This is a genomic window from Pseudomonas sp. NPDC077451 (genome assembly GCF_044543345.1).
Taxonomy (GTDB): domain Bacteria; phylum Pseudomonadota; class Gammaproteobacteria; order Pseudomonadales; family Pseudomonadaceae; genus Stutzerimonas.
This window is the reverse complement of record NZ_JBITVX010000015.1, coordinates 53,353-77,961: the sequence shown is the minus strand read 5'-3', so window position 1 is coordinate 77,961 and position 24,609 is coordinate 53,353. Positions and strand designations below refer to the sequence as shown.

Below are 24,609 nucleotides of genomic sequence, written 5' to 3'. Positions count from 1 at the left end.
CAAGGATGAGCGCTGCCGGTGCCTGTGCACCGGCAGCGCCGTATGAGGTTTCTTGATGCGAACCATTGCCAAAGCAGGAGCCGCCCGCGGCTCGTTGCTCACGGACCCGCAGGCGCGTGCCTTTCTGTTTCAGGTCATCGCCGTAATAACAGTAGTAGCGATCGGCTGGTTTCTGTTTCACAACACTCAGACCAACCTCGCCCACCGAGGCATTACGTCAGGCTTCGGTTTTCTCGATAACGCTGCCGGTTTCGGCATTTCCCAGCATCTGATCGACTACAGCGAGAGCGACTCTTATGGTCGTGTCTTCTGGGTTGGCCTGCTCAATACGCTGCTGGTCAGCATCATCGGGATCATCCTGGCCACTATTATCGGGTTCATTCTCGGGGTGGCGCGGCTCTCACCCAATTGGCTGATACGCAAGATCGCGACTGTCTATATAGAGACGTTTCGCAACATCCCGCCATTGCTGCAGATTTTCTTCGTCTACTTCGCAGTGCTCAGCCCGCTGCCAGGACCGCGAGAAAGCCTGAGTCTTTGGGATGTGGTGTTCATCAACAACCGAGGCGTACAGATGCCCGCGCCCAGTGCTGGGGAAGGCTTCTGGTCGTTCTGGGTGGCGATGTTCGTCGCGCTGGTGGCGATCGTCATGCTCAATCGCTGGGCACGTGCTCGGCGTCACGCCACCGGCCAGACGTTTCCCATCTTTTCAGCCAGCCTGGCATTGTTTATCGCAATCCCCTCGATCTGCTCGCTGGTGATGGGGGCGCCTTTTCTTTGGGAAGTGCCCGAGCTTCAGCGTTTCAATATTCGTGGCGGCTGGGTTGTGATTCCCGAGCTGGTGTCGATTGTGCTTGCGTTATCGATCTACACCGCGGCTTTCATCGGTGAGACAGTCCGTGCAGGTATCCAGTCGGTCAGCCACGGGCAGACTGAAGCGGCCGCTTCGTTGGGCCTGCGTCCGGGACGTGTGTTGCGTTTGGTGATTATCCCCCAGGCCATGCGGGTGATCATTCCGCCACTCACCAGCCAATACCTCAACCTGGCGAAGAACTCTTCGCTAGCGGCAGCGATCGGTTATCCCGACATGGTTTCGCTGTTTGCAGGGACGGTGCTCAACCAGACCGGTCAGGCGATCGAAACCATGGCCATCACGATGAGTGTGTACCTCGCCATCAGCATCAGCATCTCGCTGCTGATGAACTGGTACAACAAGCGCATTGCGCTGATCGAGCGGTAAGGACGAGCGCATGACGATCCATACTTTCAAACCGGACCTGCCGGCGCCCTCTACCAACATTGGTGTGGTGGGCTGGATGCAGGCCAATCTGTTCTCCAGCTGGATCAATACGTTGCTGACCCTGGTCGGCCTTTATCTGATCTGGTTGATAGTGCCTCCCATCATCGACTGGGCGATCATCAAGGCCGACTGGACTGGCGAAACCCGGGCGGACTGTTCGCGTGAGGGTGCGTGCTGGGTGTTTGTGCAGACGCGTTTCAGCCAGTTCATGTACGGCTTCTACCCACCGGAGCTGCGCTGGCGGGTGGATGCTACGGCCTGGCTCGCCATCATTGGTGCCGCGCCGCTGTTCTTGCGGCAGATGCGACACAAGGCAAGCTACGGCATCGCTTTTCTAGTGATCTATCCACTGCTTGCCTATTGGCTGTTGCATGGCGGCTTCCTGGGCCTTGAGACTGTTCCGACCAGCCGCTGGGGTGGTTTGATGCTGACCATCGTCATTGCCGCAGTCGGTATCGCTGGCGCACTACCGCTCGGGATTCTGCTGGCGCTGGGTCGACGTTCGGATATGCCAGCCATCCGTGTCCTGTGCATCACCTTCATCGAGTTCTGGCGAGGCGTGCCGCTGATCACCGTGCTGTTCATGTCCTCGGTGATGTTGCCGTTGTTCCTGCCGGAGGGCATGAACCTCGACAAGCTGATGCGTGCCATGGTGATGGTGGTGTTCTTCGAGGCGGCTTATATCGCCGAAGTGGTTCGTGGAGGCCTGCAGGCGATCCCCAAGGGGCAATACGAAGCGGCCGCGGCGATGGGCTTGGGTTACTGGCGCAGCATGGTGCTAGTGATTCTGCCGCAAGCCCTGAAGATGGTCATACCCGGCATCGTCAATACCTTCATCGCCCTGTTCAAGGACACCAGTCTGGTGATCATCATCGGTCTGTTCGATTTCCTTAACAGCATCAAGCGCGCCACCTCGGACCCTGCCTGGCTAGGCATGTCGACTGAGGGTTACGTATTTGCGGCGCTGGTCTACTGGATTTTCTGTTTTGGCATGTCGCGCTATTCCATGCACCTGGAACGCAAGCTCGACACCGGTCATCGAAATTAGGAGAGGCAACATGAACGACACATCTCTTCAGCCCGAACAGCCTGAGCAGGCCGGTGAACCGGTCATTCAGATGCAGGGCGTACACAAATGGTTCGGCCAGTTCCATGTGCTCAAGGACATTAATCTCAACGTGACCCAGGGCGAGCGCATCGTATTGTGCGGGCCCTCGGGATCAGGCAAGTCCACGACCATTCGTTGTCTCAATCGCCTTGAGGAACACCAGCAAGGGCGCATCGTAATCAATGGTGTGGAGCTGACCAACGATCTCAAGCAGATCGAAGCGATCCGCAGCGAAGTGGGCATGGTATTCCAGCACTTCAACTTGTTCCCGCACCTCACCGTGCTGCAGAACTGCACGCTGGCACCCATGTGGGTGCGCAAGATGCCGCGTCGCCAGGCCGAAGAAGTGGCCATGCACTATCTGGAACGCGTACGGATTCCGGAGCAGGCTGACAAGTTTCCGGGGCAGCTTTCCGGGGGCCAACAACAGCGCGTTGCGATTGCGCGGGCGTTGTGCATGAAGCCGAAGATCATGCTGTTCGACGAGCCCACGTCGGCGCTGGACCCGGAGATGGTCAAGGAAGTGCTGGATACCATGGTTGGCCTTGCCGAAAGCGGCATGACAATGCTCTGCGTGACCCACGAGATGGGCTTTGCACGCACCGTCGCTGACCGGGTGATCTTCATGGACAAGGGGGAGATCGTTGAGGAGGCGGAACCCGAGACCTTCTTCACTAATCCGAACAACGAGCGCACCAAGCTATTCCTCAGCCAGATCCTCCACTGATTCAGCGTTACATAGGGGCGTGAGTCATCAGCTCGAACTGAACGCTCACGTTCCGTCACTGAGCTTAAATCGGCGGCGTCCCCTTAGCCTCGGACGTCGTCATGGGCTAGAATACGCGGCCCGACTGCTCCCCCCTCCGAGGCTGTTCCGACGATGTTGATCCTGCGCGGCGCCCCCGCTCTTTCCGCCTTCCGTCACGGTAAGCTCCTGGCCCAATTGACCGATAAGGTCCCCGCTGTCAGCGGGTTGTACGCCGAGTTTGCTCATTTCGCCGAGGTATCCGGCACGCTTGGTGCGGACGAGCAGCAAGTACTGGCCCGGCTGTTGAAATACGGCCCAAGCGTTCCGGTTCAGGAACCGGCAGGAAGACTGTTTCTGGTCATTCCACGCTTCGGCACCATCTCGCCATGGTCGAGTAAGGCCAGCGACATTGCGCGCAACTGCGGCCTCGACAAGATCCAGCGCATTGAGCGCGGCATTGCCTACTACGTCGAAGGCAATTTCTCGGAGGCCGATGCTGGCTTGGTCGCAGCGGCCCTGCACGACCGGATGACCCAGCTGGTGCTCGAGCAGTTCGAGGGTGCGGCGGATCTGTTTAGCCACGCACAACCCAAACCGCTGCGCGCGATCGATGTACTGGGCGGCGGCCGTGCCGCGCTGGAACAGGCCAATGTGGAGTTGGGTCTGGCTTTGGCCGAAGACGAGATCGATTACCTTGTTACCAGTTTCAACGGCCTTGGGCGTAACCCGCACGACATCGAGCTGATGATGTTTGCGCAGGCCAACTCGGAGCATTGCCGTCACAAGATTTTCAATGCCAGCTGGGACATCGATGGTGAAAGCCAGGAGAAGTCGCTGTTCGGCATGATCAAGAACACCTTTCAGATGCACGGCGAAGGCGTGCTGTCCGCTTACAAGGACAACGCCGCGGTCATCGTGGGTAACGTGGCCGGACGTTTCTACCCGGACGCGGAAACGGGCGAGTACGCGGCAAACCAGCAGCCCGTGCACATCCTGATGAAAGTGGAAACGCACAACCATCCGACCGCAATCGCGCCGTTCCCAGGCGCGGCCACTGGCTCGGGTGGCGAGATCCGGGACGAGGGCGCTACCGGGCGCGGCGCCAAGCCCAAGGCCGGCCTCACAGGATTCACCGTCTCCAACCTCAACATTCCTGGCTTCGAGCAGCCTTGGGAAGTGCCGTACGGCAAACCCGAGCGCATCGTGACGCCGCTCGACATCATGATCGAGGGGCCGCTGGGTGGCGCAGCGTTCAACAACGAATTCGGCCGTCCGGCCCTGAACGGTTATTTCCGGACCTTCGAGCAGACAATCAGCACCCCGCGAGGCGAAGAAGTGCGGGGTTACCACAAGCCGATTATGCTGGCTGGCGGTATGGGCAACATCCGTGAAGATCATGTTCAGAAAGCCGAGATCTCGATTGGCGGAAAACTGATCGTGCTCGGTGGCCCGGCGATGCTCATCGGTTTGGGTGGCGGCGCAGCCTCATCCATGGCGACCGGCAGCAGCTCCGCCGATCTAGATTTCGCATCGGTGCAGCGTGACAACCCTGAGATGGAGCGTCGCTGTCAGGAAGTGATCGATCGTTGCTGGCAGCTCGGCGACAAGAACCCGATCAAGTTTATTCACGACGTCGGTGCCGGTGGTCTGTCCAACGCCTTTCCGGAACTTGTCAATGACGGCGGTCGTGGCGGTCGTTTCGAACTGCGCAACGTGCCTAACGATGAGCCTGGCATGGCGCCCCATGAGATCTGGTGCAACGAATCCCAGGAGCGATATGTACTGTCAGTCGATGCGGCGGACCTCGAGCGTTTCGAGGAAATCTGCAAGCGTGAGCGCTGCCCCTTCGCCGTAGTCGGCGAAGCCACGGCCGAGCCGCACCTGACGGTAGCCGACAGCCATTTCGGTAACAATCCGGTCGATATGCCGCTCAACGTCCTGCTCGGCAAAGCGCCGCGCATGCATCGCAGCGCTGTTCGCGAGGCCGAGCTGGGAGATGACTTTTCGCCTGATCAGGTCGACCTGTCAGAGGCGATCGATCGCGTACTTCACCATCCAGCAGTCGCCAGCAAGAGCTTCCTGATCACCATCGGCGATCGCAGCATCACCGGCATGGTCGCGCGTGATCAAATGGTCGGGCCGTGGCAGGTCCCGGTGGCTGATTGCGCAGTCACGGCGACCAGCTATGACGTTTACACCGGCGAAGCCATGGCCATGGGCGAGCGTACACCGCTGGCCCTACTCGATGCGCCCGCGTCGGGCCGCATGGCAATCGGCGAAACACTGACCAACCTCGCTGCGGCACGTATCGAGAAGATTTCCGACATCAAACTGTCCGCCAACTGGATGGCCGCTGCTGGGCATCCGGGTGAGGATGCGCGCCTGTTTGACACAGTCAAGGCGGTTGGCATGGAGCTTTGTCCGGAGTTGGGCATCACCATTCCGGTCGGCAAGGACTCCATGTCGATGAAGACCCGCTGGACCGAAGAGGGCGTAGACAAGTGCGTGACCTCGCCGCTCTCGCTGGTTGTGTCCGGCTTTGCCCCGGTTGTTGATGTCCGCCAGACCCTGACGCCGCAGCTGCGTCTGGACAAGGGCGAAACTGATCTGATCCTCATCGACCTGGGTCGCGGCCAGAACCGTATGGGCGCGTCCATCCTGGCGCAGGTCTACGGCCAAATGGCGCGTCAGGCGCCGGATGTCGACGATGCGGAGGATCTGCAAGCCTTCTTCGCCGTAATCCAGGGGTTGAACGCAGACGGGTTGTTGTTGGCTTATCACGACCGTTCCGACGGCGGTTTGCTGACCACTGCGCTGGAAATGGCGTTCGCCGGCCATTGCGGACTCAACCTCAATCTCGATTCCCTTGTTGAAGCGGCCGCTCACATCCCGGCAGCGTTGTTCAACGAAGAATTGGGTGCGCTGATCCAGGTTCGCCAGGGCGATACGGAAATCGTTCTCGCACAGTTCAGCGCGGCAGGCCTTGCCGATTGCGTTTCGGTCATCGGGCAGCCGGTCAACAACAGCCATGTGGCGATCAAGTTTGAAGGCGCAGATGTTTTCGCCGGTGATCGCCGTCTGCTTCAGCGGCAGTGGTCCGAGACGAGCTATCAGATCCAGCGTCTTCGGGACAATGTCGACTGTGCCGATCAGGAGTTCGACGCGCTGCTTGAAGAAGACAACCCGGGCTTGAGCGTTACCCTAGGTTTCGACGTGAACGACAATATCGCCGCGCCGTACATCAAGCGTGGCGTGCGGCCCGAGGTGGCGATCCTGCGTGAGCAGGGCGTCAATGGGCAGACTGAAATGGCGGCTGCGTTCGACCGAGCAGGTTTCGCCGCCGTCGACGTGCACATGAGCGACATCCTGTCGGGACGTATCAGTCTGGAGCGATTCAAGGGGCTGGTTGCGTGTGGCGGTTTCTCCTACGGCGACGTGCTAGGCGCTGGCGAAGGCTGGGCCAAATCGATTCTGTTCAATGGTCGCGCTCGCGAAGATTTCAGTGCGTTCTTTGAACGCAAGGACAGCTTTGCCCTTGGCGTCTGCAACGGGTGCCAGATGTTGTCGAACCTTCACGAACTGGTACCCGGCAGCGAGTCCTGGCCGCACTTCGTGCGTAACCGTTCCGAGCAGTTCGAAGCGCGTGTGGCGATGGTACAGATTCAGGATTCCCCGTCGATCTTCCTTCAGGGAATGGCCGGGTCGCGGCTGCCGATTGCCATTGCCCACGGCGAGGGTCACGCGGAATTCGAAAGCGAAGAAGCGCTGCTTGAAGCGGACTTGTCCGGGACGGTAGCGCTGCGCTACATCGACAATCATGGCAAGGTCACCGAGCGTTACCCGGCCAACCCTGGCGGCTCGCCGCGTGGCATTACGGGGCTCACCACGCGGGACGGACGCGTGACGATCATGATGCCGCATCCGGAGCGTGTATTCCGTGCCGTGACCAACTCCTGGCGCCCTGACGAGTGGCAGGAGGATGGTGGCTGGATGCGCATGTTCCGTAATGCCCGGGTCTGGGTAGACTAAGGTTGGGTTAGGGCAGAGAGCCCGAAGCGTGCAAGCGTTTCGGGCTTTTTCTTGCCTGAAGACGAGCCGGTCCGCCATTGCTGAACCAAGCAACGACGCCAACGTCTGATCTTGACCTGGGGCACCCAATACGCTCTGGACCTGAACACAATCCACTCGGTGGAGCGCATGCTCCGCCAACCGTTTCTGTGCGGAGATGTTGATGTACAAGCTGTGTTTCTATGTTCCGGAAAGCCATCTGGATGCAGTCAAGAAAGCGGTTTTCGCGGCCGGCGCCGGGCGTATTGGCGCTTACGATAGTTGTTGCTGGCAGGTGCTAGGGCACGGGCAGTATCGCCCGCTGGAGGGAAGCACGCCGTTTCTAGGGCAGCATGGCCAGGTTCAATCGGTATCCGAGTGGAAGGTTGAACTGGTGGTCGCTGATGAGCTGATCCACGATAGCGTCAAGGCGCTCAAGCACACTCATCCATATGAGACGCCTGCCTTCGAGGTGTGGCGGCTATCCGATTTACAGTTCTGATTGAATGATGTCCAAAGAAAGCCGAGTCGCCATGGGTGACTCGGCTTTTTTGCTTCATGGGGTCGATCAGACGCTAACGTTGAGGCGAACCTCGATATTCCCGCGTGTAGCGTTGGAATATGGGCAGACGTTATGCGCGGCTTCGGCCAGCTGCTCGGCTGTGGACTGATCCAGGCCTGGCAGGCTGACGTTCAGCTCTACTTCAAGCCCGAAACCTCCAGGAATCTGGCCTATGCCAACCTGGGCAGCGACTGACGTATCGGCGGGAAGCGGTTGCTTTAGCTGGCTCGCGGCAAACTTGAGTGCGCCAATGAAGCAAGCCGAATATCCTGCGGCGAAGAGTTGCTCCGGGTTGGTGCCATCGCCGCCTTGTCCGCCGAGCTCGCGGGGAGTGGACAGTTTTACGTCGAGCAGGCCGTCGGACGACGCTGCTCGGCCGTCGCGACCTCCGGTCGCGGTGGCGGTGGCTGTATAGAGCGCCTTGATGCTTTGCATGATTCGCTTCCTTCGAGATGAGTAGGCTGATTAACGTATAGCGATAATATTTAGCGCGCAAGGTAAATATCAGCATCTCTCGTGCTTATGCGGCTGGCATCGGAAAGGTAAGGTCAGCTAGCCGTCAGTCGCGAGTCAATAATGCGCTTCGAAGGGAAACGAGTTGATCGCGAAGTGCTAGCAACGCTTCGTGTGATTGCCCGGTGCATTCGAGCATGCAGGCGGGAAACTCACGAGCCTGCTCCTTCATGGCCCATCCAGTATCCGTGAGACGCAATTCGACCACTCGCTCGTCGCGGCTGCTGCGGGTCCGGCTGATGAGGCCTTCTGCTTCCAAACGTTTGAGCAGCGGAGTCAGGGAGCCCGGCTCCGTCATGAGGCGAGCGCTGATCTCGCTGACCGTGAGGCCGTCGCGCTCCCAGAGAACGAGCATGGCCAGGTACTGCGGGTAGGTCAGGCCGATGCTTTGTAGCAGCGGCTTGTAGGCTTTGGTCATCTGCAGCGAGGCAGAATACAGGGCGAAACACAGCTGATGGTCCAGCTGCAATTGCTCGTCTGAAGAGGGCTTTGTCATGGGTGGTCGAATGGCAAGGAAATGGCTTTCACGGTAACGCGCAGCCTTGCTTGCTGCCAAGCCCGGTACTCGTTCAGGGACGAATCTCTATCAGGGTGCCGTCTTTCACCAGATTCCAGATTTCGCGCATGTCATCGTTCTTCAGGGCGATGCAGCCCTCAGTCCAGTCGAGCGTGTGGAAGTACCATTCGGGATACTCCTCATCAACCGGTGTGCCGTGCAACATAATCATACTGCCCGGTTTCGCGCCTTCGCTGCTTGCGCGCGCCAGGTCCTTCGCGTTCGGGTAGGAAATGTGCATTGCCAGGTTGTACTTGTCGGAGACTTTGCGCCAGTCGATCCAATAAAGGCCTTCAGGGGTACGCTGGTCGCCTTCGCGCTGTTTGGGCCCGACTTGCTTGCCGAGGGAAACGCGGTAGCTCTTCATGCTGACGCCGCGGCTGATCAAATGAAGCTTGCGCTCGGACTTGACCACCAAGACCTTGTCGATGAAAGCCTCGTCAAGGGCAGGGGCCGCGTTTGCAAAAGAAAAGGTGGCGAAACTAAAGCAGACAATCGCTAACAGCCAGCGCATTGGGGCGAATCCTGAATCTAAACTGCATCAGACCTGTCTGCGCGCCACCCGCATTGCCTCGATGGCTTCGTTGCGCACCGGGAAGGTCTGCTGCACCCGGTCGGCGAAGAAGTATTCTAGGGTACGGCCAACGGTCGGAAAAGCCAGCTCTGACCAAGGGATGTCGGCTTGTCGGAAAAGCCTGACTTCCAGACTTTCGTCTCCTGGAGAAAATCGCTCATCGACCAGCTCTGCGCGGAAGAACATGTAGACCTGGTTGATGTGCGGCAAGTCGAACAGCGTATACAGCTGCAGGTCCGTGACTCGGGCGCAGGCTTCCTCGAGTGTTTCCCGCGCTGCTGCCTGCTGTACGGTTTCGCCGTTTTCCATAAAGCCGGCAGGCAGTGTCCAGTATCCGCGTCGTGGTTCGATTGCGCGTCGGCAAAGCAGAACATGTTCATCCCAGACGGGCAGGCAGCCAGCAACGATGCGCGGGTTTTGGTAGTGAATCGTATCGCAGGACGCACAGACGAATCGCTGCCTGTTGTCTCCGTCGGGCACCCGCTCAATGACCGAGTCGCCGCACTGGCTGCAAAATTTCATCACGACTCCTTAGTTTGCGTATTTCGTTCGGCCGGGTTCGATCAGCGAGCTGGCTATTGCTGAGAGCCGACCTGTTGCGAAAAGTTTGCCAACAACGACTGGCCTGGTCGAACCTGCCCACTTTCGCTGCGCTAGGGCGGCTGGATTTTGGCTTGGCCTGTCTTGGGCGCCTCGGTGATTCATGCCATGATGCCAGTCAAAGACAGAAAGAGAAGTTCCATGCTGGACAAGATTCTCCGACGGGTGCGTGATTACTCTCCGCATCTTCTGGAGCCTGAAGGCAGGATGCCTGAGGCGGCCGTACTGATGCCCATTACCCGCAGTGACTCGCCGGAACTGGTGCTGACGCTGCGCGCCAGTGGTCTTTCTACTCATGGTGGCGAGGTGGCATTCCCCGGAGGGCGGCGCGACCCAGAGGATCGTGACCTGATCCATACCGCGCTGCGCGAAGCTGAAGAAGAGGTCGGGTTGGCGCCTGGGATAGTGGAAATCGTTGGGCCTCTCAGCAGCGTGGTTTCGCTGCACGGTATTCATGTCACGCCTTTTGTCGGCATCGTGCCGGACTACGTCGAATATCGCGCCAATGATGCGGAGATTGCCTCAGTGTTCTCCGTTCCGCTGGGTTTCTTCTGCCAGGATGCGCGTGAAGTGACCCACCGGATCGACTATCAGGGCGGTGCTTGGTACGTCCCGTCTTACCGATATGGCGAATACAAAATCTGGGGGCTGACAGCGATCATGATCGTCGAGTTGGTCAACCTGATCTATGACGCGGGGATCGAAATGCGCCGGCCTCCCGCGTCCTATATCGATCTGAGTCAGAAGAGGTCATAACCGTGAAATATCGCTTGGGTGATTCCCTCGTTGAAACCCATCCGCAGACCTGGGTAGCGCCAAATGCAACGCTGGTCGGCAAGATTCGCCTGGAGGCTGGTGCCAACGTCTGGTTTGGTGCGGTGCTGCGGGGTGACAACGAGCTGATCCATATCGGTGAAAACAGCAACGTGCAGGACGGCAGTGTCATGCATACCGACATGGGCTATCCGCTGACGCTGGGGACCGGCGTTACCGTCGGCCATAACGCCATGCTGCACGGCTGCACCGTCGGCGATTACAGTCTGGTGGGGATCAACGCAGTTATCCTCAACGGCGCGAAAATCGGCAAGTATTGCATCATCGGCGCTAATACCTTGATCGCTGAAGGCAAGGAAATTCCGGACGGTTCCTTGGTGGTCGGTTCACCAGGCAAGGTGGTGCGTGAGTTGACCGGCCAGCAGAAGAAAATGCTCGAAGCGAGCGCGGCGCATTATGTACATAACGCTAACCGCTATGCGCGTGATCTGGCGGAGCAGGACGATTGACTGCAAACGAAAAGCCGGTTGCATCACCCTGTGTAAGTGTTTGTGCGTTGAACGACGACGATATCTGCACGGGCTGCCAGCGCAGTATTGACGAGATTCGTCGCTGGGGGCGGATGGATAATCCCGAGCGGCGACAGGTACTGCTGCGTTGTCATGAGCGCGCGCTCCAAAGTGGTCTGCTGTTCTAGCGCTGAAGCGCGGCACCTTTTGGCAATCGCCTTTCGCTATTTGTACAACGAGGAACGTCATGCCCCGAATTGGTACGCCATTATCGTCTAGCGCTACCCGCGTGCTGCTCTGTGGTTCTGGTGAGCTCGGCAAGGAGCTGGTGATCGAACTTCAACGTCTGGGTGTGGAGGTCATTGCGGTAGACCGTTACGCCAACGCCCCAGCTATGCAGGTTGCGCACCGTCACCACGTGATCGACATGCTCGATGGTGCAGCGTTGCGGAGCGTCATCGAGCAGGAAAAGCCGCACTTTATCGTCCCTGAAATCGAGGCGATCGCCACTGCGACGCTAGTGGATCTGGAGCGTGAAGGCTATACCGTTATTCCTACGGCGCGGGCCGCACAGCTCACCATGAACCGGGAAGGTATCCGCCGGCTGGCCGCTGAGGAGCTCGGGCTGCCAACCTCACCATACCGTTTCGCTGATTCGCTGGAGGAGTGCCGTTCTGCGGTGTCCGCGCTCGGCTTTCCCTGTCTGATCAAGCCTGTCATGAGCTCCTCGGGCAAGGGGCAATCGGTTCTGCGCAGTGAGGCTGATCTCCTCGAAGCCTGGGAATATGCCCAGGCCGGTGGCCGAGCGGGGAAGGGGCGCGTGATCGTCGAAGGCTTCATCGATTTCGATTATGAAATTACGCTGCTGACCGTTCGGCATGCGGGCGGGACCACCTTCTGTCCTGCGGTGGGACATCGGCAGGAAAGGGGTGACTATCAGGAGTCGTGGCAGCCGCAACCGATGACGGCTGCAGCGATGGTCGAGGCCGAGCGAATTGCCTTGGCGGTCACCGGCGCATTGGGCGGGCGCGGCCTCTTTGGTGTCGAGCTGTTTATCAAGGGCGACCAGGTCTGGTTCTGCGAGGTTTCACCAAGGCCGCATGATACGGGCCTGGTAACCCTGATATCTCAGGACCTGTCCGAGTTCGCCTTGCATGCGCGAGCGATCCTTGGACTGCCAATTCCGGCGATCCGCCAGTTCGGCCCGTCTGCTTCCGCCGTGGTGCTGGTTGAAGGCGAGTCCGATCAGGTGAGCTTCGGCAATCTGGCTGCTGCGTTGTCCGAGCCGGATATCGCGCTACGGTTGTTCGGCAAGCCGGGCGTCAGTGGGCAGCGGCGTATGGGTGTTGCGCTGGCTCGTGACGCATCGATAGAAGCGGCGCGTGGCAAAGCGTTGCGGGCGGCCTCGGCGATTGATGCAAAGCTATAGTTACTCTGGCTCGCCATTGAGGCGCCGGTTATTGAGTGTCGCTTTTTGATTCCTCAGGCGCCTCGATTACCCAGGCGCGCACGCTTTTGACGCGGTTGTCCGCAGCCTGCAGGATCTCGAGTCGGTACTGGTTGATCTGCAGGCATATCCCACTATCCGGGATGTGTTCGAGTGCCTCTGTAATCAATCCGTTGAGCGTCTTGGGGCCGTCGCAGGGTAGCTGCCATCCCAGGGCGCGGTTGACTTCACGCAAGTAGGCGGCGCCGTCGATCACCAGGGTGCCGTCGTCCTGCGGGTGTATGTCCGGGCTGCGCAACGCGTCCTGATTGCTGAACTCGCCGACGATCTCTTCGAGAATGTCTTCCAGGGTCACGATTCCCAGCACATCACCATACTCATCGACGACAATGCCGATCCGGCGTTTTTGCTTCTGGAAGTTGACCAATTGGGTGGAGAGGGGGGTGTTCTCCGGAATGAAGTAAGGGTCGCTGCATGCGTCCAGCAGGCTTTCTCGGGTCAACTGATCATGGCTGAGCAGACGCGCGATCTGGCGCATGTGTACGATGCCTTCGATCTGGTTGATGTCCTTGCGAAACACGGGAAGGCGGGTATGAGGTGTCGTGCGCAATTGCGTCACGATGGTTTCAAGGTCATCTTCCAGGTCTATGCCGGCGACCTCATTACGCGGAATCATGATGTCGTCGACGGTTACCCGTTCCAGGTCGAGGATACCGAGCAGCATGCTTTGCCGTTTCATCGGCATGTCACTTCCCGATTCATGGACCACGCTACGCAGTTCTTCCGTGGACAGGCTGTCACTACCTTTGTTGGTCAGATCAACACCGAGCAGCCTGAGCAATCCATTGCTGATCCAGTTGAGCAATGCCACCAGCGGATACAGTACTTTTTGCAGCATCAGCAGCGGGAGGCTGACAGGGTAGGCAACTGCTTCAGGTCGCAGGGCTGCAAGGGTTTTTGGTGTTATTTCCCCGAAAATCAGCAGGACTATCGTCAGGCCGACGGTCGCGATCGCAATCCCGGCCTCCCCCCACAGCTTGATGGCTAGGACGGTAGCAATGGCAGAAGCGAGGATGTTGACGAAGTTGTTGCCGACCAGGATGGTCCCGAGCAGCCTGTCTGGCCGCTCAAGCAGGGCGCTAGCGCGTTTTGCTCCGCGGTGTCCTTCCTTGGCTTGGTGGCGCAGGCGATAGCGGTTGAGACTGAGCATTCCGGTTTCGGAGCTGGAAAAGAAAGCCGAGCACAACAGCAGGAAGACCAGCATGCCGAGCAGAAAGCCGGGGTGTAGATTTTCCACGTAGTGGTCCTAGATGTGCAGGATGAATTCGCGGACCAGCTTGCTGCCGAAGTAAGCCAGCATCAGCAAGCAGAAGCCTGCCAGTGTCCAGCGGATGGCCTTGTAGCCGCGCCAGCCTAGCTGATGGCGGCCCCATAGCAGCAGGCCGAAGACCACCCAGGCGACCACCGACAGCAGCGTTTTGTGTACCAGATGCTGGGCAAACAGGTTATCGAGGAAGATCCAGCCGGAAATGAGCGATGCTGACAACAGTAGCCAGCCGGCTAGCAAGAAGCCGAACAGCAGACTCTCCATGGTCTGCAGCGGAGGGAAGTTCTTGATCAGGCCGGAAGGGTGCTTGTGCTTGAGATGATGATCCTGCAGCAGCAACAGCAACGATTGAAACACGGCGATCGTGAGCATCCCGTAAGCAAGGATGGAAAACAGGATGTGCGCCAGTATCCCCGGCTGCTCGGCGATGGCGGGTGCCGTGCCGGACGGTGCAAACTGGGCGAACAGCACCGTCAGGCAGCCGAGGGGGAAGAGCAGCAGCAGCAGATTTTCGACAGGCATTCGGTAAAGCGCGAGCAGGATCAGCAGAATTACGGCCGCAGCAATCAGGCTCGAGGCGGTGAAGAAGTCCAGGTGCAGGCCGCTCGGTGACAACAACTGGATGAATAGACTCACCCCGTGTGCAACGAGCGCCAAGGCGCCCAGGATAAGAAGCAGACGCTTGTCCGGCACGGTGCGTTGCGCCAGGCGCAGGCCCTGGTATCCGGTGACGCCGGCGTAGAGGCAGGCGGCAGCTAGGCTCGGGAGCAAAGGGTGCATAGGTCTGTTAGTAGGCTCGAAAGGCGCTGAGTGTGGCATAAACACCGGGTGCGCAAAAGTACACGGTTGGCTGCCGGTACTGCCGTGGTGCGGGTCAATGGGCGGACAACCGACAGGTGGCGGTGCCCCTGGCAGGTATGGATTTGTCCTGCTCGATGAAAAGCACGGGCGGCGGGGTACCGGCCTGGGGCATGCAGCTTCTATAATCGGCGCCTTAACCACACCCAGCGTGGAAAACGGCACATGTTTGAAAACCTAACCGACCGCCTCTCGCAGACGCTTCGCCATGTTACCGGCAAGGCCAAACTGACCGAGGACAATATCAAGGACACCTTGCGCGAAGTTCGCATGGCATTGCTAGAAGCCGATGTCGCGCTACCCGTGGTCAAGGAGTTCGTCGCCAGGGTCAAGGACAGGGCAGTCGGCACGGAAGTCTCCAAGAGCCTGACGCCAGGCCAAGCCTTTGTGAAGATCGTTCGCGCCGAGCTGGAAGAGCTGATGGGCGCGGCCAACGAAGACCTCGATCTTAGCGTGGTGCCGCCCGCGGTAGTACTGATGGCAGGCCTCCAGGGGGCGGGTAAGACGACGACGGTCGGCAAGCTGGCAAGGTTCCTCAAAGAGCGCAAGAAGAAGTCGGTGCTGGTGGTTTCAGCCGACGTCTATCGCCCAGCAGCAATCAAACAGCTGGAGATGCTCGCGACGGAAGTAGGGGTGACTTTTTTCCCTTCCGATACCAGCCAGAAGCCCGTGGAAATCGCACTGGCAGCGATTCGTGAGGCCAAGCTCAAATACATCGATGTGGTGCTCGTCGATACAGCCGGCCGGCTGGCTATCGATGCTGAAATGATGGCCGAAATCCAGGCCGTTCATGCGGCGATCAAGCCGGCCGAGACATTGTTCGTGGTTGACGCCATGACGGGTCAGGACGCTGCGAATACTGCTAAGGCGTTCGGTGAGGCGCTCCCTTTGACCGGCGTGGTGCTGACCAAGGTTGACGGTGACGCGCGCGGCGGTGCTGCCCTGTCGGTGCGACATATCACGGGCAAGCCGATCAAGTTTCTCGGCATGGGCGAGAAGAGTGACGCGCTCGAGCCGTTTCATCCGGACCGGATCGCCTCCCGAATCCTGGGCATGGGCGATGTGCTCAGCCTGATCGAGCAGGCTGAACAAACGCTCGATCGGGAAAAGGCCGAGAAGCTCACCAAGAAGCTGAAGAAGGGCAAAGGTTTTGATCTGGAAGACTTCCGTGATCAGCTTCAGCAAATGAAAAACATGGGTGGGCTAGGCGGCTTGATGGATAAACTGCCATCGATCGGCGGTGTGAATCTGTCGCAAATGGGTAACGCGCAGGGCGCGGCGGAGAAGCAGTTCAAGCAGATGGAGGCCATCATCAACTCGATGACCCCTGTTGAGCGGCGCAACCCGGACATCATCAGCGGTTCGCGCAAGCGACGCATCGCCATGGGTTCCGGCACGCAAGTGCAAGATATTGGTCGTCTGATCAAGCAGCACAAGCAGATGCAGAAAATGATGAAAAAGGTCAGCGGCAAAGGCGGCATGGCGAAGATGATGCGCGGCATGGGCGGCATGTTTCCAGGCGGCGGCGGAATGCCCAAGTTCTAAAGTTTCGAGCGTTTCAGCGGGTTCTTCGTCGGGGCCTGCTGAGGCTGAGCAGGCCTGCGGTCGAGGCTTGCGATTGTTTTTGAAAAAGCCATTTGCAAAAGTCCGGATATTCCTTAGAATATGCGGCCTTTCGGGCCTTGAGCCCTGCATTCAGATTTGCTGTACCGACTACAGGAACGATGTTCACATGGTAACTATTCGTCTCGCCCGTGGCGGCTCCAAGAAGCGCCCTTTCTACCACCTGACCGTGACCAACAGCCGCAATCCGCGCGATGGTCGCTTCGTTGAGCGTATCGGCTTCTTCAATCCGATCGCCTCGGGTGCGGAAGTGAAGCTCTCTGTAAACCAGGAGCGTGCTGCCTATTGGTTGAGCCAGGGCGCACAGCCGTCTGAGCGTGTTGCTCAGCTGCTGAAGGAAGCTGGCAAGGCTGCTGCCTGAAACACATGAACGTCACGTCAGCCCCGGCCGAAGACCTGATCGTTATCGGCAAAATCGTTTCGGTGCATGGCGTGCGTGGTGACGTAAAGATCTACTCCTTTACCGACCCGATTGACAATTTGCTGGACTATCGTAGCTGGACGCTGAGGCGAGGCGAAGAAGTCAAGCAAGTTGAGCTGGTCAAGGGTCGCCTGCAAGGCAAGATCCTGGTGGCGACGCTGAAGGGGCTGGCTGATCGTGAAGAGGCGCGTACCTACGCCGATTTCGAGATCTGCATCCCCCGCAGCGAATTGCCTCCGTTGACCGGTGAGGACTATTACTGGTTCCAGCTTCAGGGCCTGACGGTCATCAACCAGCTCGGGCAAGTGCTCGGTCGGGTTGATCATCTGCTCGAAACTGGCGCTAACGACGTGCTGGTGGTCAAGCCGTTCGACGGCAGTCTGGATGACCGTGAGCGCTTGCTGCCCTATACCGACCCCTGTGTGTTGAAGGTCGATTTGGACGCAGGCGAGATGCGTGTCGAATGGGACGCGGACTTCTGAGCAACATGTCCAGCTTGCGTGTCGATGTGATTACTCTGTTCCCCGATATGTTCGCTGCTATCGGTGAGTACGGTATCACCAGTCGTGCGGTGAAGCAGGGGCTACTTCAGCTGCAATGCTGGAATCCCCGAAGCTACACGGAAGATCGCCATCAGACAGTCGACGATCGCCCTTTTGGGGGTGGCCCCGGCATGGTGATGAAGATCAAGCCCTTGGAGCTCGCACTGGCCGATGCCAGGCAGGCCGCTGGGGAAAAGGCGAAGGTGATATACCTGTCGCCGCAGGGGCGTCAGCTGAAGCAGGCTGATGTTCGTGAACTGGCGAAAGAGAACGGACTCATCCTCATTGCTGGCCGCTACGAAGGCATCGATGAGCGTTTCATCGAAACGCATGTGGATGAAGAATGGTCGATTGGCGATTACGTGCTGTCCGGTGGTGAATTGCCGGCCATGGTGCTGATCGATGCAGTGACCCGTCTGCTCCCTGGGGCATTGGGTCATGCTGATTCGGCCGAGGAGGATTCGTTTACTGACGGCCTGCTCGACTGCCCGCATTACACGCGACCGGAGGTGTATGCGGATAAACGTGTTCCTGAGGTGCTGCTCAGCGGCAACCATGAACACATCCGGCGCTGGCGTTTGCAGCAGTCCCTCGGAAGGACTTGGGAACGCCGCGCTGATCTTCTGGATAGCCGCTCGCTTTCTGGGGAAGAACAAAAGCTGCTGACGGAATACATCCGTCAGCGGGACGATAGTTAAACGTATCGATGGCACGCCATGACGGCCTGTCTTAGGAGCACAGCATGACCAACAAGATTATCCAGGCGCTCGAAGCAGAGCAGATGACCAAAGAGCTGCCGCCGTTCGCCCCTGGTGACACTGTAGTTGTCCAGGTGAAGGTGAAGGAAGGCGAGCGTGAGCGTCTGCAGGCTTTCGAAGGTGTCGTAATCGGCAAGCGTAACCGTGGCCTGAACAGCGCTTTCACCGTTCGCAAGATCTCCAACGGTGTTGGTGTTGAGCGTACGTTCCAGTATTACAGCCCGATGGTCGACAGCCTCAGCGTCAAGCGCCGTGGCGATGTCCGCAAAGCCAAGCTGTACTACCTCCGCGCGTTGTCCGGCAAGGCAGCCCGCATCAAGGAAAAGCTTTCCTGAGGAAAGCTTCCTTAAGAAAAAAGCAGCCTGCGGGCTGCTTTTTTTATGGGGATTATTTGGCTTCTAGATTTTCGGGGGTACGAGCCGTCGTAGTGCAAAAGGTGCACGGCGTCTTGTCTTGCTCGCCGTTGGGGCTGCTCGTATGGTCTGGAAATGTTGCCCTCAAGGTAAGGGAGAATGGCGAGGTTCGGGTTTGCTCACGGTTGCGTGGCTGTCCGCGCCTTCGGTCAAGGCAATCAATGTCCAGCCCGCGTCGGGTTTGATCCGTGCGTCTGGGTGAAACACATGGGTATGCCCGTGGTTGTCTATGGCGAAATACAGGATAGCGCCCGAGCCATGCAGGGCCTGGTATTCCGGCCAGCCAAAGGTTTCGGTCAGTTTGTTGCTTTTGATTGAGCCACCACGAGCCAGGCGTCCGGCCAGTTGCGAGTAGGTCAACGTGGGCGTGCCTAGGGGGCGGCCACGGTGTTCGTCACTGGGCCGATGTTTGTCGCTGCGTCGACTCTCCTGAGTGCTGGCCAGATTGAACAGGCGATCGCCGCCGAAGTCATGACGAAAACGCATCGCGGCGAGGGTATTCATTTCGCCAACAGGCGACAGCGCCAGCAAATGGCCAAGACCGACCAGGTCAAGGTGGTTTTCAGCGTGCTGCGAGGCTGGATTTCCGTAATAGGTGGGTAAATTTTCCATTCTCGCCGCGTGAATGTTGTCCCAGCTGGAATCGGTCAGCATCACTCTGATGCCTTGCTCGCTCAGCGCGCGTCCAAGTGCACGAGCGACGGGATTTGCGCCAACAATCAGAAACCCGCTGGGCGGCGGTTCTGCGACGTTTAGCAGCCTCGCTAAAGGGCGTGCGGTTGCGCTTTGCAGCACGACGGTGCCAATGATGACGGCGAACGTCAGTGGCACGAGCAGCAGGGCGTCCTGGTGTCCTGTTTCGTCCAGGCGAACGGCAAAGATTGCCGAGACCGCAGCCGCAACGATTCCGCGGGGTGCAATCCAGGCGAGCAGCAGCCGTTCCCGCCAGTTCAGCTGCGATCCCCAGGTGCACAGGGCGATCGTTAGTGGTCGGGCCACGAATTGCACAATTAGCAAAAGAATCAGCACTGCCGGCCCTAGCTCCAGCAGTGCTGTCAGGTCGAGCATCGCTGCTAGCAGGATAAAGAGTCCCGAGATGAGCAGAATGCTCAGGTTCTCCTTGAAGTGGAGGATGTCCCGGACGTCGACATCCCGCATGTTGGCGAGCCAGATCCCCATCAGCGTGACGGCCAGTAGGCCGGATTCATGGACCAGGGTATTGGCAGTGACGAAAACGCCGAGCACTGAAGCCAGTGTCGCCAGGTTCTGCAAATATTCCGGCAGCCAGTGCCGTTTCACAAGTTGGCCGAGGGTCCATCCTCCTGCTATGCCGAGCACAGTTCCGCATAGAAGAACTCCGCCAAACGTCTGCACGCTCTGAGTCCAGGCGGCCTCGGTGCCTCGCGTAATGATGAAGCTGTAAACCACTACTGCAAGCAAAGCGCCGATTGGGTCGATGATGATGCCTTCCCAACGCAGGATATTGGCAACCGCCGCGTTGGGTCGCACCACACGTAGCATCGGTACGATCACAGTCGGGCCCGTAACAAGCGTCAAGCTCCCTAAGAGCAACGCCAGATCCCAATCGAAGCCAAGCAGCCAATGAGCGGAGAGGGTGATCACGCCCCAAGTCGTCAGCGCGCCGATGCCGATCAGGCGGCGCACCACCGTGCCGATTCCAGGCAGCTCAGAGACGCGCAACGTCAGGCTGCCTTCGAACAGTATCAACGCGACTGCCAATGAAACCAAAGGGAAGAGCAACGGGCCGAACAGCTGAGTCGGATTCAGCCAGCCGAGCACAGGGCCGGCCAGGATTCCACTCAGCAAGAGAAAAAGAATGGCTGGCAGTCGTAACCGCCATGCCAGCCATTGGCTGGCGAGCGAGGCGATGCCGAGCGCAGCGAGGGAGATGAGGATGTCTTGTTCGGTCATGTTTACCAAGCGGTCAGGGTGGCGGCCGGGCTTCCGCTCCGGCGGGCTCGTTGTGGGATCTACTGGCTAGTCTGACATTGCTCAGGCCAATCAGGTCTGTTCGGCGTGACCAAGGCGGCTGGCCGGTATAAGCGGTCTATGGAACACTGGCCGCCTTTCTTTCCAGTGTTCCCCTGCATGTCGGCTCAATACGACCCCATTATCGATCGGTTCCTTGATGCCCTTTGGCTCGAAAAAGGACTTTCTGACAACACCCGCGACGCTTATCGCAGTGATCTGGCGCTGTTCAACGGCTGGTTGGACGAGCGCGATGTGCGACTGGTCGATGCGGGTCGGGACGCTATCCTCGATCACCTTGGCTGGCGTCTGGCTAATGGCTACAAGGCTCGTTCTACCGCGCGGTTGTTGTCAGGGCTTCGCGGGTTTTATCGCTTCCTGCTGCGCGAAGGCGTGATCACGGTCGATCCAACGCTGCGAGTCGATCTGCCGCAGTTGGGACGACCACTACCCAAGGCGCTGTCCGAGGCGGATGTGGAGGCGCTGTTGTCTGCGCCGGATGTCGGCGATCCGCTGGGGTTGCGTGACCGGGCGATGCTGGAGGTTCTTTACGCGACAGGCTTGCGCGTCACCGAACTGGTCGACCTTGGTCTTGAGCAGATCAATCTTCGGCAGGGCGTCTTGCGCACATTCGGTAAGGGTAATAAAGAGCGTCTAGTGCCGTTGGGCGAGGAGTCCCTGTATTGGGTGGTGCGCTATCTTCGCGACGCTCGCGACGCGCTGCTCTCCGGCAAGGCCAGCGATGTGGTCTTTCCGAGTCGGCGTGGCGATCAGATGACAAGGCAGACGTTCTGGCACCGAATCAAGCTGCATGCCCGGCAGGCGGGAATAGCTGTATCGATCTCGCCGCACACGCTGCGTCATGCATTCGCTACGCACTTGCTCAACCATGGGGCGGATCTTCGAACGGTACAAATGCTGCTCGGACACAGTGATCTGTCCACTACGCAGATTTACACGCACATCGCCCGCGCGCGGCTGCAGGAACTCCATGCGCAGCATCATCCGCGTGGTTGAACGGATGGCGTTAGAAGATGCGCTGCAGGCCACAAAGCCGATGAGCGAAGGCCCGCCGTCTGCACTGGATGACAGGGGCTATGGTAATCTGCCGGCCTTCCCTCGATCGAAGTCGCCAGGAGATTTCATGCGCGTGAATCGTATCTTCGCTGCCGTAGCCCTTGGTTTCGCCAGCTCCGTTGTCCTGGCCGCTGACGCTGAGCAGGCGATCCGTGAGTCGCTTAATGCACTCCAGCCCGATATGCCCATCGAGGCAATTGCGGAAAGCCCCATGAACGGTGTTTATCAGGTTCAGCTCAAGGGTGGGCGGCAGCTCTACGCGAGCGCTGACGGTCAGTTCCTGATTCAGGGGTATATGTATCAGTTCAAGGACGGCCAGGCGACAAACCTGACCGAGCAAGCCCAGAGCAGGTCTGTCGCGAAGACAATTGACGCGATTCCCACCAGCAAGATGGTGGTTTTCTCGCCTGAAAAACCGAAGACCCATATCACCGTGTTTACCGACACCGACTGCGGCTACTGCCAGAAGCTGCACAGCGAAGTGCCTGAGCTGAACCGTCTTGGCGTCGAGGTTCGTTATATGGCCTTTCCGCGGCAGGGCATGGGCAGCCACGGAGCCAACACGCTGACCAGCGTATGGTGTGCGAAGGATCGGCAGGCGGCGATGAACAAGGCCAAGGCACGTGAAGATGTGCCAGCTGCGAGCTGCGAGAACCCGGTCGCTGAGCAGTACGAGTTAGGCCAGCTGATCGGTGTTCAGGGCACTCCGGCAATCGTTCTCGCGGACGGGCAGATCATCCCCGGTTATCAGCCGGCTCCGCAGCTCGCCGAACTCGCCCTAAAAGCCAAGTAGTCGCTGGGGCAGCGTCTTCGGTCACGAAGAGGCTGCCCGTTCGGGTCGCGGCTGAACTGTTCTGCTCCTCGTGTTCAAAGCCAAAAGGCATATCGAGGAGGCGACAAAATGAAGCTAGAAGGTTCCTGTCATTGCCAGGCCGTTCGTTTTTCTCTGGAATCGGCCGAGCCCTATCCGTTCATGCGCTGTTACTGTTCGATCTGTCGCAAAACGGCCGGGGCGGGTGGTTATGCGATCAACCTGGGCGGAGATCATCGGACGCTGACGGTCGAGGGTCGCGAGAACCTCAGTATCTACCAAGCCAGGATGGTCGACGCTGAAACGGGCGCGGTGCGTATTAGCGATGGCCAGCGTCACTTCTGCAAGCTGTGCGGCAGCGCACTGTGGTTGTGGGACCCGAATTGGCCGGATCTTGTGCACCCGCATGCGTCGGCAATCGATAGCGAGCTGCCAATCCCGCCAGAGTCGACACATCTCATGCTGGCTTCAAAGGCGTCATGGGTTGAGCCCCAGCTGGGCCCTGGTGATCGCTGCTTCGATGAGTATCCGGATGAATCGCTCGCTCAGTGGCACCAGCGCCTGGGGTTGCAGAGCAAGCCCGGCTAGCAGCGGGCTCCTCCTTGCCGCTGCCGATTTGACTAAAGCTCGTGCGCTTCGTAATGTGCGACTCTTTTGTTCGGCCGCTGTGCAGGGCCGTCCGTTGGCAATGGGGAGTGCAACTTGAAACCGGTGAAAGTTGGCATCTGTGGGCTGGGAACCGTCGGTGGCGGTACCTTCAATGTGCTCGAGCGCAACGCTGCGGAAATCGCGCGCCGTGCAGGGCGCGGAATTGAGGTCGCACAGATTGCGGCTCGTCATGCGAATCCCAAGTGCAACACCGGTGATACCCCGATTACTGACGATATCTTCGATGTCGCCAACAACCCTGAGATCGACATTGTGGTCGAACTGATCGGGGGGTACACACTAGCCCGCGAGCTGGTGCTCAAAGCCATCGATAACGGCAAGCACGTGGTTACGGCCAACAAGGCGCTGATCGCGGTGCACGGAAATGAAATCTTCGCCAAGGCACGCGAGAAGGGCGTTATCGTCGCCTTCGAAGCCTCTGTTGCCGGCGGTATCCCGATCATCAAGGCCATTCGCGAGGGGCTGGCCGGCAACCAGATCAACTGGCTCGCGGGGATAATCAACGGAACCGGTAACTTCATTCTCACCGAGATGCGGGAGAAGGGACGTACCTTCGAGGATGTGCTGAAGGAGGCTCAGGAGCTTGGCTACGCCGAGACCGATCCGACCTTCGACGTCGAGGGCATAGACGCCGCTCATAAGCTGACCATCCTTGCTTCCATTGCCTTCGGCGTGCCGCTGCAGTTCGACAAGGCCTACACCGAAGGCATCTCCAAGCTGACCACGGCTGACGTTAACTACGCCGAGGCGCTGGGCTACCGCATCAAGCACCTGGGTGTCGCCCGCAGCACCGCTTCGGGTATCGAGCTGCGAGTGCACCCGACACTGATTCCGGCGGACCGCCTGATTGCTAACGTCAATGGCGTGATGAATGCGGTCATGGTCAACGGCGACGCCGTCGGCTCCACGCTTTATTACGGTGCTGGTGCAGGCATGGAGCCAACGGCTTCGGCTGTGGTGGCGGACCTCGTAGATGTGGCCCGTGCCCTGACGACGGATCCGAACAATCGGGTTCCGCACCTGGCTTTCCAGCCCGACTCGCTTTCAGCTCATCCTATTCTGCCGATTGGGGCCTGCGAAAGTGCGTATTACCTGCGCATCCAGGCCAAGGACCGTCCGGGTGTACTGGCTCAGGTCGCCACTATCCTGTCGGAGCGCGGAATCAATATCGAATCGATCATGCAGAAGGAAGCCGAGGAGCAAGACGGATTGGTGCCGGTCATCCTGGTCACGCATCGTGTGGTTGAGCAGAGGATCGACGATGCCATCGCCGCACTCGAAGCGCTTGCTGACGTGGTGGGCAACGTCGTGCGGATTCGTGTCGAGCAACTGATCTAATCAGCAACGCCGGGTTGCTCTAGTGGCCCGCAGTCAGCGTCCAAC

Annotated in this window: 25 protein-coding genes; 18 read left to right on the top strand and 7 right to left on the bottom strand. The window is 59.0% G+C overall.

Translation table 11 applies throughout. The features are described 5' to 3' along the window. The first annotated feature begins 55 nt into the window (after positions 1-55). The 5 genes from ACIGHL_RS19410 to ACIGHL_RS19390 all read left to right on the top strand — a co-directional run bounded on the left by ACIGHL_RS19410 (position 56) and on the right by ACIGHL_RS19390 (position 7,705). A complete protein-coding gene (locus ACIGHL_RS19410) occupies positions 56-1,240 on the top strand; it encodes an amino acid ABC transporter permease (RefSeq protein WP_045429450.1) in 1,185 nt (394 codons plus the stop codon). A 10-nt stretch (positions 1,241-1,250) separates the two neighbouring features. Continuing rightward, positions 1,251-2,348 carry an amino acid ABC transporter permease gene (locus ACIGHL_RS19405; protein WP_128121545.1) on the top strand — a complete coding sequence of 366 codons (1,098 nt, stop codon included), beginning with the start codon at positions 1,251-1,253 and terminating at the stop codon, positions 2,346-2,348. A 10-nt stretch (positions 2,349-2,358) separates the two neighbouring features. Next, on the top strand, positions 2,359-3,135 hold the full coding sequence (locus tag ACIGHL_RS19400; RefSeq protein WP_045429444.1) for an amino acid ABC transporter ATP-binding protein: 777 nt from the start codon (positions 2,359-2,361) through the stop codon (positions 3,133-3,135). A gap of 153 nt (positions 3,136-3,288) precedes the next feature. After that, positions 3,289-7,185 (top strand): phosphoribosylformylglycinamidine synthase, encoded by a 3,897-nt coding sequence (gene purL, locus ACIGHL_RS19395; protein WP_216706950.1) that lies wholly within the window; start codon positions 3,289-3,291, stop codon positions 7,183-7,185. A 202-nt stretch (positions 7,186-7,387) separates the two neighbouring features. Further along, positions 7,388-7,705 carry a YqfO family protein gene (locus ACIGHL_RS19390; protein WP_046162747.1) on the top strand — a complete coding sequence of 106 codons (318 nt, stop codon included), beginning with the start codon at positions 7,388-7,390 and terminating at the stop codon, positions 7,703-7,705. Between the two features lie 66 nt (positions 7,706-7,771). On the opposite strand, the gene ACIGHL_RS19385 is transcribed toward ACIGHL_RS19390, so the two are convergent. From ACIGHL_RS19385 to ACIGHL_RS19370, 4 genes are all read right to left on the bottom strand, one after another. Continuing rightward, a complete protein-coding gene (locus ACIGHL_RS19385) occupies positions 7,772-8,200 on the bottom strand; it encodes an organic hydroperoxide resistance protein (protein WP_128121544.1) in 429 nt (142 codons plus the stop codon). A gap of 124 nt (positions 8,201-8,324) precedes the next feature. Beyond that, positions 8,325-8,774: a MarR family winged helix-turn-helix transcriptional regulator gene (locus ACIGHL_RS19380; protein WP_046162857.1), complete on the bottom strand. Its 450-nt coding sequence runs from the start codon at positions 8,772-8,774 to the stop codon at positions 8,325-8,327. Between the two features lie 73 nt (positions 8,775-8,847). Beyond that, complete coding sequence (locus ACIGHL_RS19375) at positions 8,848-9,348, bottom strand: L,D-transpeptidase family protein (RefSeq protein ID WP_128121543.1); 501 nt, start codon at positions 9,346-9,348, stop codon at positions 8,848-8,850. Between the two features lie 27 nt (positions 9,349-9,375). Continuing rightward, on the bottom strand, positions 9,376-9,930 hold the full coding sequence (locus tag ACIGHL_RS19370; protein WP_128121542.1) for an NUDIX hydrolase: 555 nt from the start codon (positions 9,928-9,930) through the stop codon (positions 9,376-9,378). A 219-nt stretch (positions 9,931-10,149) separates the two neighbouring features. Between ACIGHL_RS19370 and ACIGHL_RS19365 the strand changes: the two genes are divergently transcribed. From ACIGHL_RS19365 to purT, 4 genes are read left to right on the top strand one after another with little or no spacing between them, the layout of a single operon-like run. Continuing rightward, a complete protein-coding gene (locus ACIGHL_RS19365) occupies positions 10,150-10,764 on the top strand; it encodes a CoA pyrophosphatase (protein ID WP_128121541.1) in 615 nt (204 codons plus the stop codon). 2 nt (positions 10,765-10,766) lie between these two features. Next, a complete protein-coding gene (locus ACIGHL_RS19360) occupies positions 10,767-11,291 on the top strand; it encodes a gamma carbonic anhydrase family protein (RefSeq protein WP_128121540.1) in 525 nt (174 codons plus the stop codon). Continuing rightward, positions 11,288-11,479, top strand: coding sequence for a DUF1289 domain-containing protein (locus ACIGHL_RS19355; protein ID WP_128121539.1), 192 nt, complete (start codon positions 11,288-11,290; stop codon positions 11,477-11,479). The genes ACIGHL_RS19360 and ACIGHL_RS19355 overlap by 4 nt, the downstream gene beginning before the upstream one ends. Before the next feature lie 59 nt (positions 11,480-11,538). After that, a complete protein-coding gene (purT, locus tag ACIGHL_RS19350) occupies positions 11,539-12,720 on the top strand; it encodes a formate-dependent phosphoribosylglycinamide formyltransferase (RefSeq protein WP_128121538.1) in 1,182 nt (393 codons plus the stop codon). Positions 12,721-12,748: 28 nt separating this feature from the next. Here the strand turns inward: purT and ACIGHL_RS19345 are convergent, their stop codons facing one another. Together ACIGHL_RS19345 and ACIGHL_RS19340 are read right to left on the bottom strand one after the other, a co-directional pair. Then, complete coding sequence (locus tag ACIGHL_RS19345; protein WP_128121537.1) at positions 12,749-14,035, bottom strand: HlyC/CorC family transporter; 1,287 nt, start codon at positions 14,033-14,035, stop codon at positions 12,749-12,751. A 9-nt stretch (positions 14,036-14,044) separates the two neighbouring features. Further along, positions 14,045-14,845, bottom strand: a complete 801-nt coding sequence (locus ACIGHL_RS19340; protein ID WP_045429414.1) for a cytochrome C assembly family protein — start codon at positions 14,843-14,845, stop codon at positions 14,045-14,047. A 243-nt stretch (positions 14,846-15,088) separates the two neighbouring features. On the opposite strand from ACIGHL_RS19340, the gene ffh reads away from it, so the two are divergent. The 5 genes from ffh (at position 15,089) to rplS (ending at position 18,602) form a co-directional block, all read left to right on the top strand. Then, on the top strand, positions 15,089-16,468 hold the full coding sequence (gene ffh / locus ACIGHL_RS19335) for a signal recognition particle protein (protein ID WP_045429411.1): 1,380 nt from the start codon (positions 15,089-15,091) through the stop codon (positions 16,466-16,468). A gap of 187 nt (positions 16,469-16,655) precedes the next feature. After that, on the top strand, positions 16,656-16,907 hold the full coding sequence (rpsP, locus tag ACIGHL_RS19330; protein WP_045429408.1) for a 30S ribosomal protein S16: 252 nt from the start codon (positions 16,656-16,658) through the stop codon (positions 16,905-16,907). Positions 16,908-16,912: 5 nt separating this feature from the next. Continuing rightward, positions 16,913-17,449 (top strand): ribosome maturation factor RimM, encoded by a 537-nt coding sequence (rimM, locus tag ACIGHL_RS19325; RefSeq protein WP_128121536.1) that lies wholly within the window; start codon positions 16,913-16,915, stop codon positions 17,447-17,449. A gap of 5 nt (positions 17,450-17,454) precedes the next feature. Beyond that, positions 17,455-18,207 (top strand): tRNA (guanosine(37)-N1)-methyltransferase TrmD, encoded by a 753-nt coding sequence (trmD, locus tag ACIGHL_RS19320; protein ID WP_128121535.1) that lies wholly within the window; start codon positions 17,455-17,457, stop codon positions 18,205-18,207. 44 nt (positions 18,208-18,251) lie between these two features. Beyond that, positions 18,252-18,602: a 50S ribosomal protein L19 gene (gene rplS / locus ACIGHL_RS19315; protein ID WP_021208319.1), complete on the top strand. Its 351-nt coding sequence runs from the start codon at positions 18,252-18,254 to the stop codon at positions 18,600-18,602. A gap of 162 nt (positions 18,603-18,764) precedes the next feature. On the opposite strand, the gene ACIGHL_RS19310 is transcribed toward rplS, so the two are convergent. Further along, positions 18,765-20,612 carry a cation:proton antiporter gene (locus ACIGHL_RS19310; RefSeq protein ID WP_128121534.1) on the bottom strand — a complete coding sequence of 616 codons (1,848 nt, stop codon included), beginning with the start codon at positions 20,610-20,612 and terminating at the stop codon, positions 18,765-18,767. 177 nt (positions 20,613-20,789) lie between these two features. Between ACIGHL_RS19310 and xerD the strand changes: the two genes are divergently transcribed. The 4 genes from xerD (at position 20,790) to ACIGHL_RS19290 (ending at position 24,564) form a co-directional block, all read left to right on the top strand. Then, a complete protein-coding gene (gene xerD / locus ACIGHL_RS19305) occupies positions 20,790-21,686 on the top strand; it encodes a site-specific tyrosine recombinase XerD (RefSeq protein WP_128121533.1) in 897 nt (298 codons plus the stop codon). 127 nt (positions 21,687-21,813) lie between these two features. After that, positions 21,814-22,539 (top strand): thioredoxin fold domain-containing protein, encoded by a 726-nt coding sequence (locus ACIGHL_RS19300; RefSeq protein ID WP_216707288.1) that lies wholly within the window; start codon positions 21,814-21,816, stop codon positions 22,537-22,539. A 108-nt stretch (positions 22,540-22,647) separates the two neighbouring features. Continuing rightward, the gene (locus ACIGHL_RS19295; protein WP_216706949.1) at positions 22,648-23,145 is read left to right on the top strand and encodes a GFA family protein; all 498 of its coding nucleotides are present in this window, start codon (positions 22,648-22,650) and stop codon (positions 23,143-23,145) included. A gap of 114 nt (positions 23,146-23,259) precedes the next feature. Further along, positions 23,260-24,564: a homoserine dehydrogenase gene (locus tag ACIGHL_RS19290; protein ID WP_045429392.1), complete on the top strand. Its 1,305-nt coding sequence runs from the start codon at positions 23,260-23,262 to the stop codon at positions 24,562-24,564. Positions 24,565-24,609: the final 45 nt, after the last annotated feature.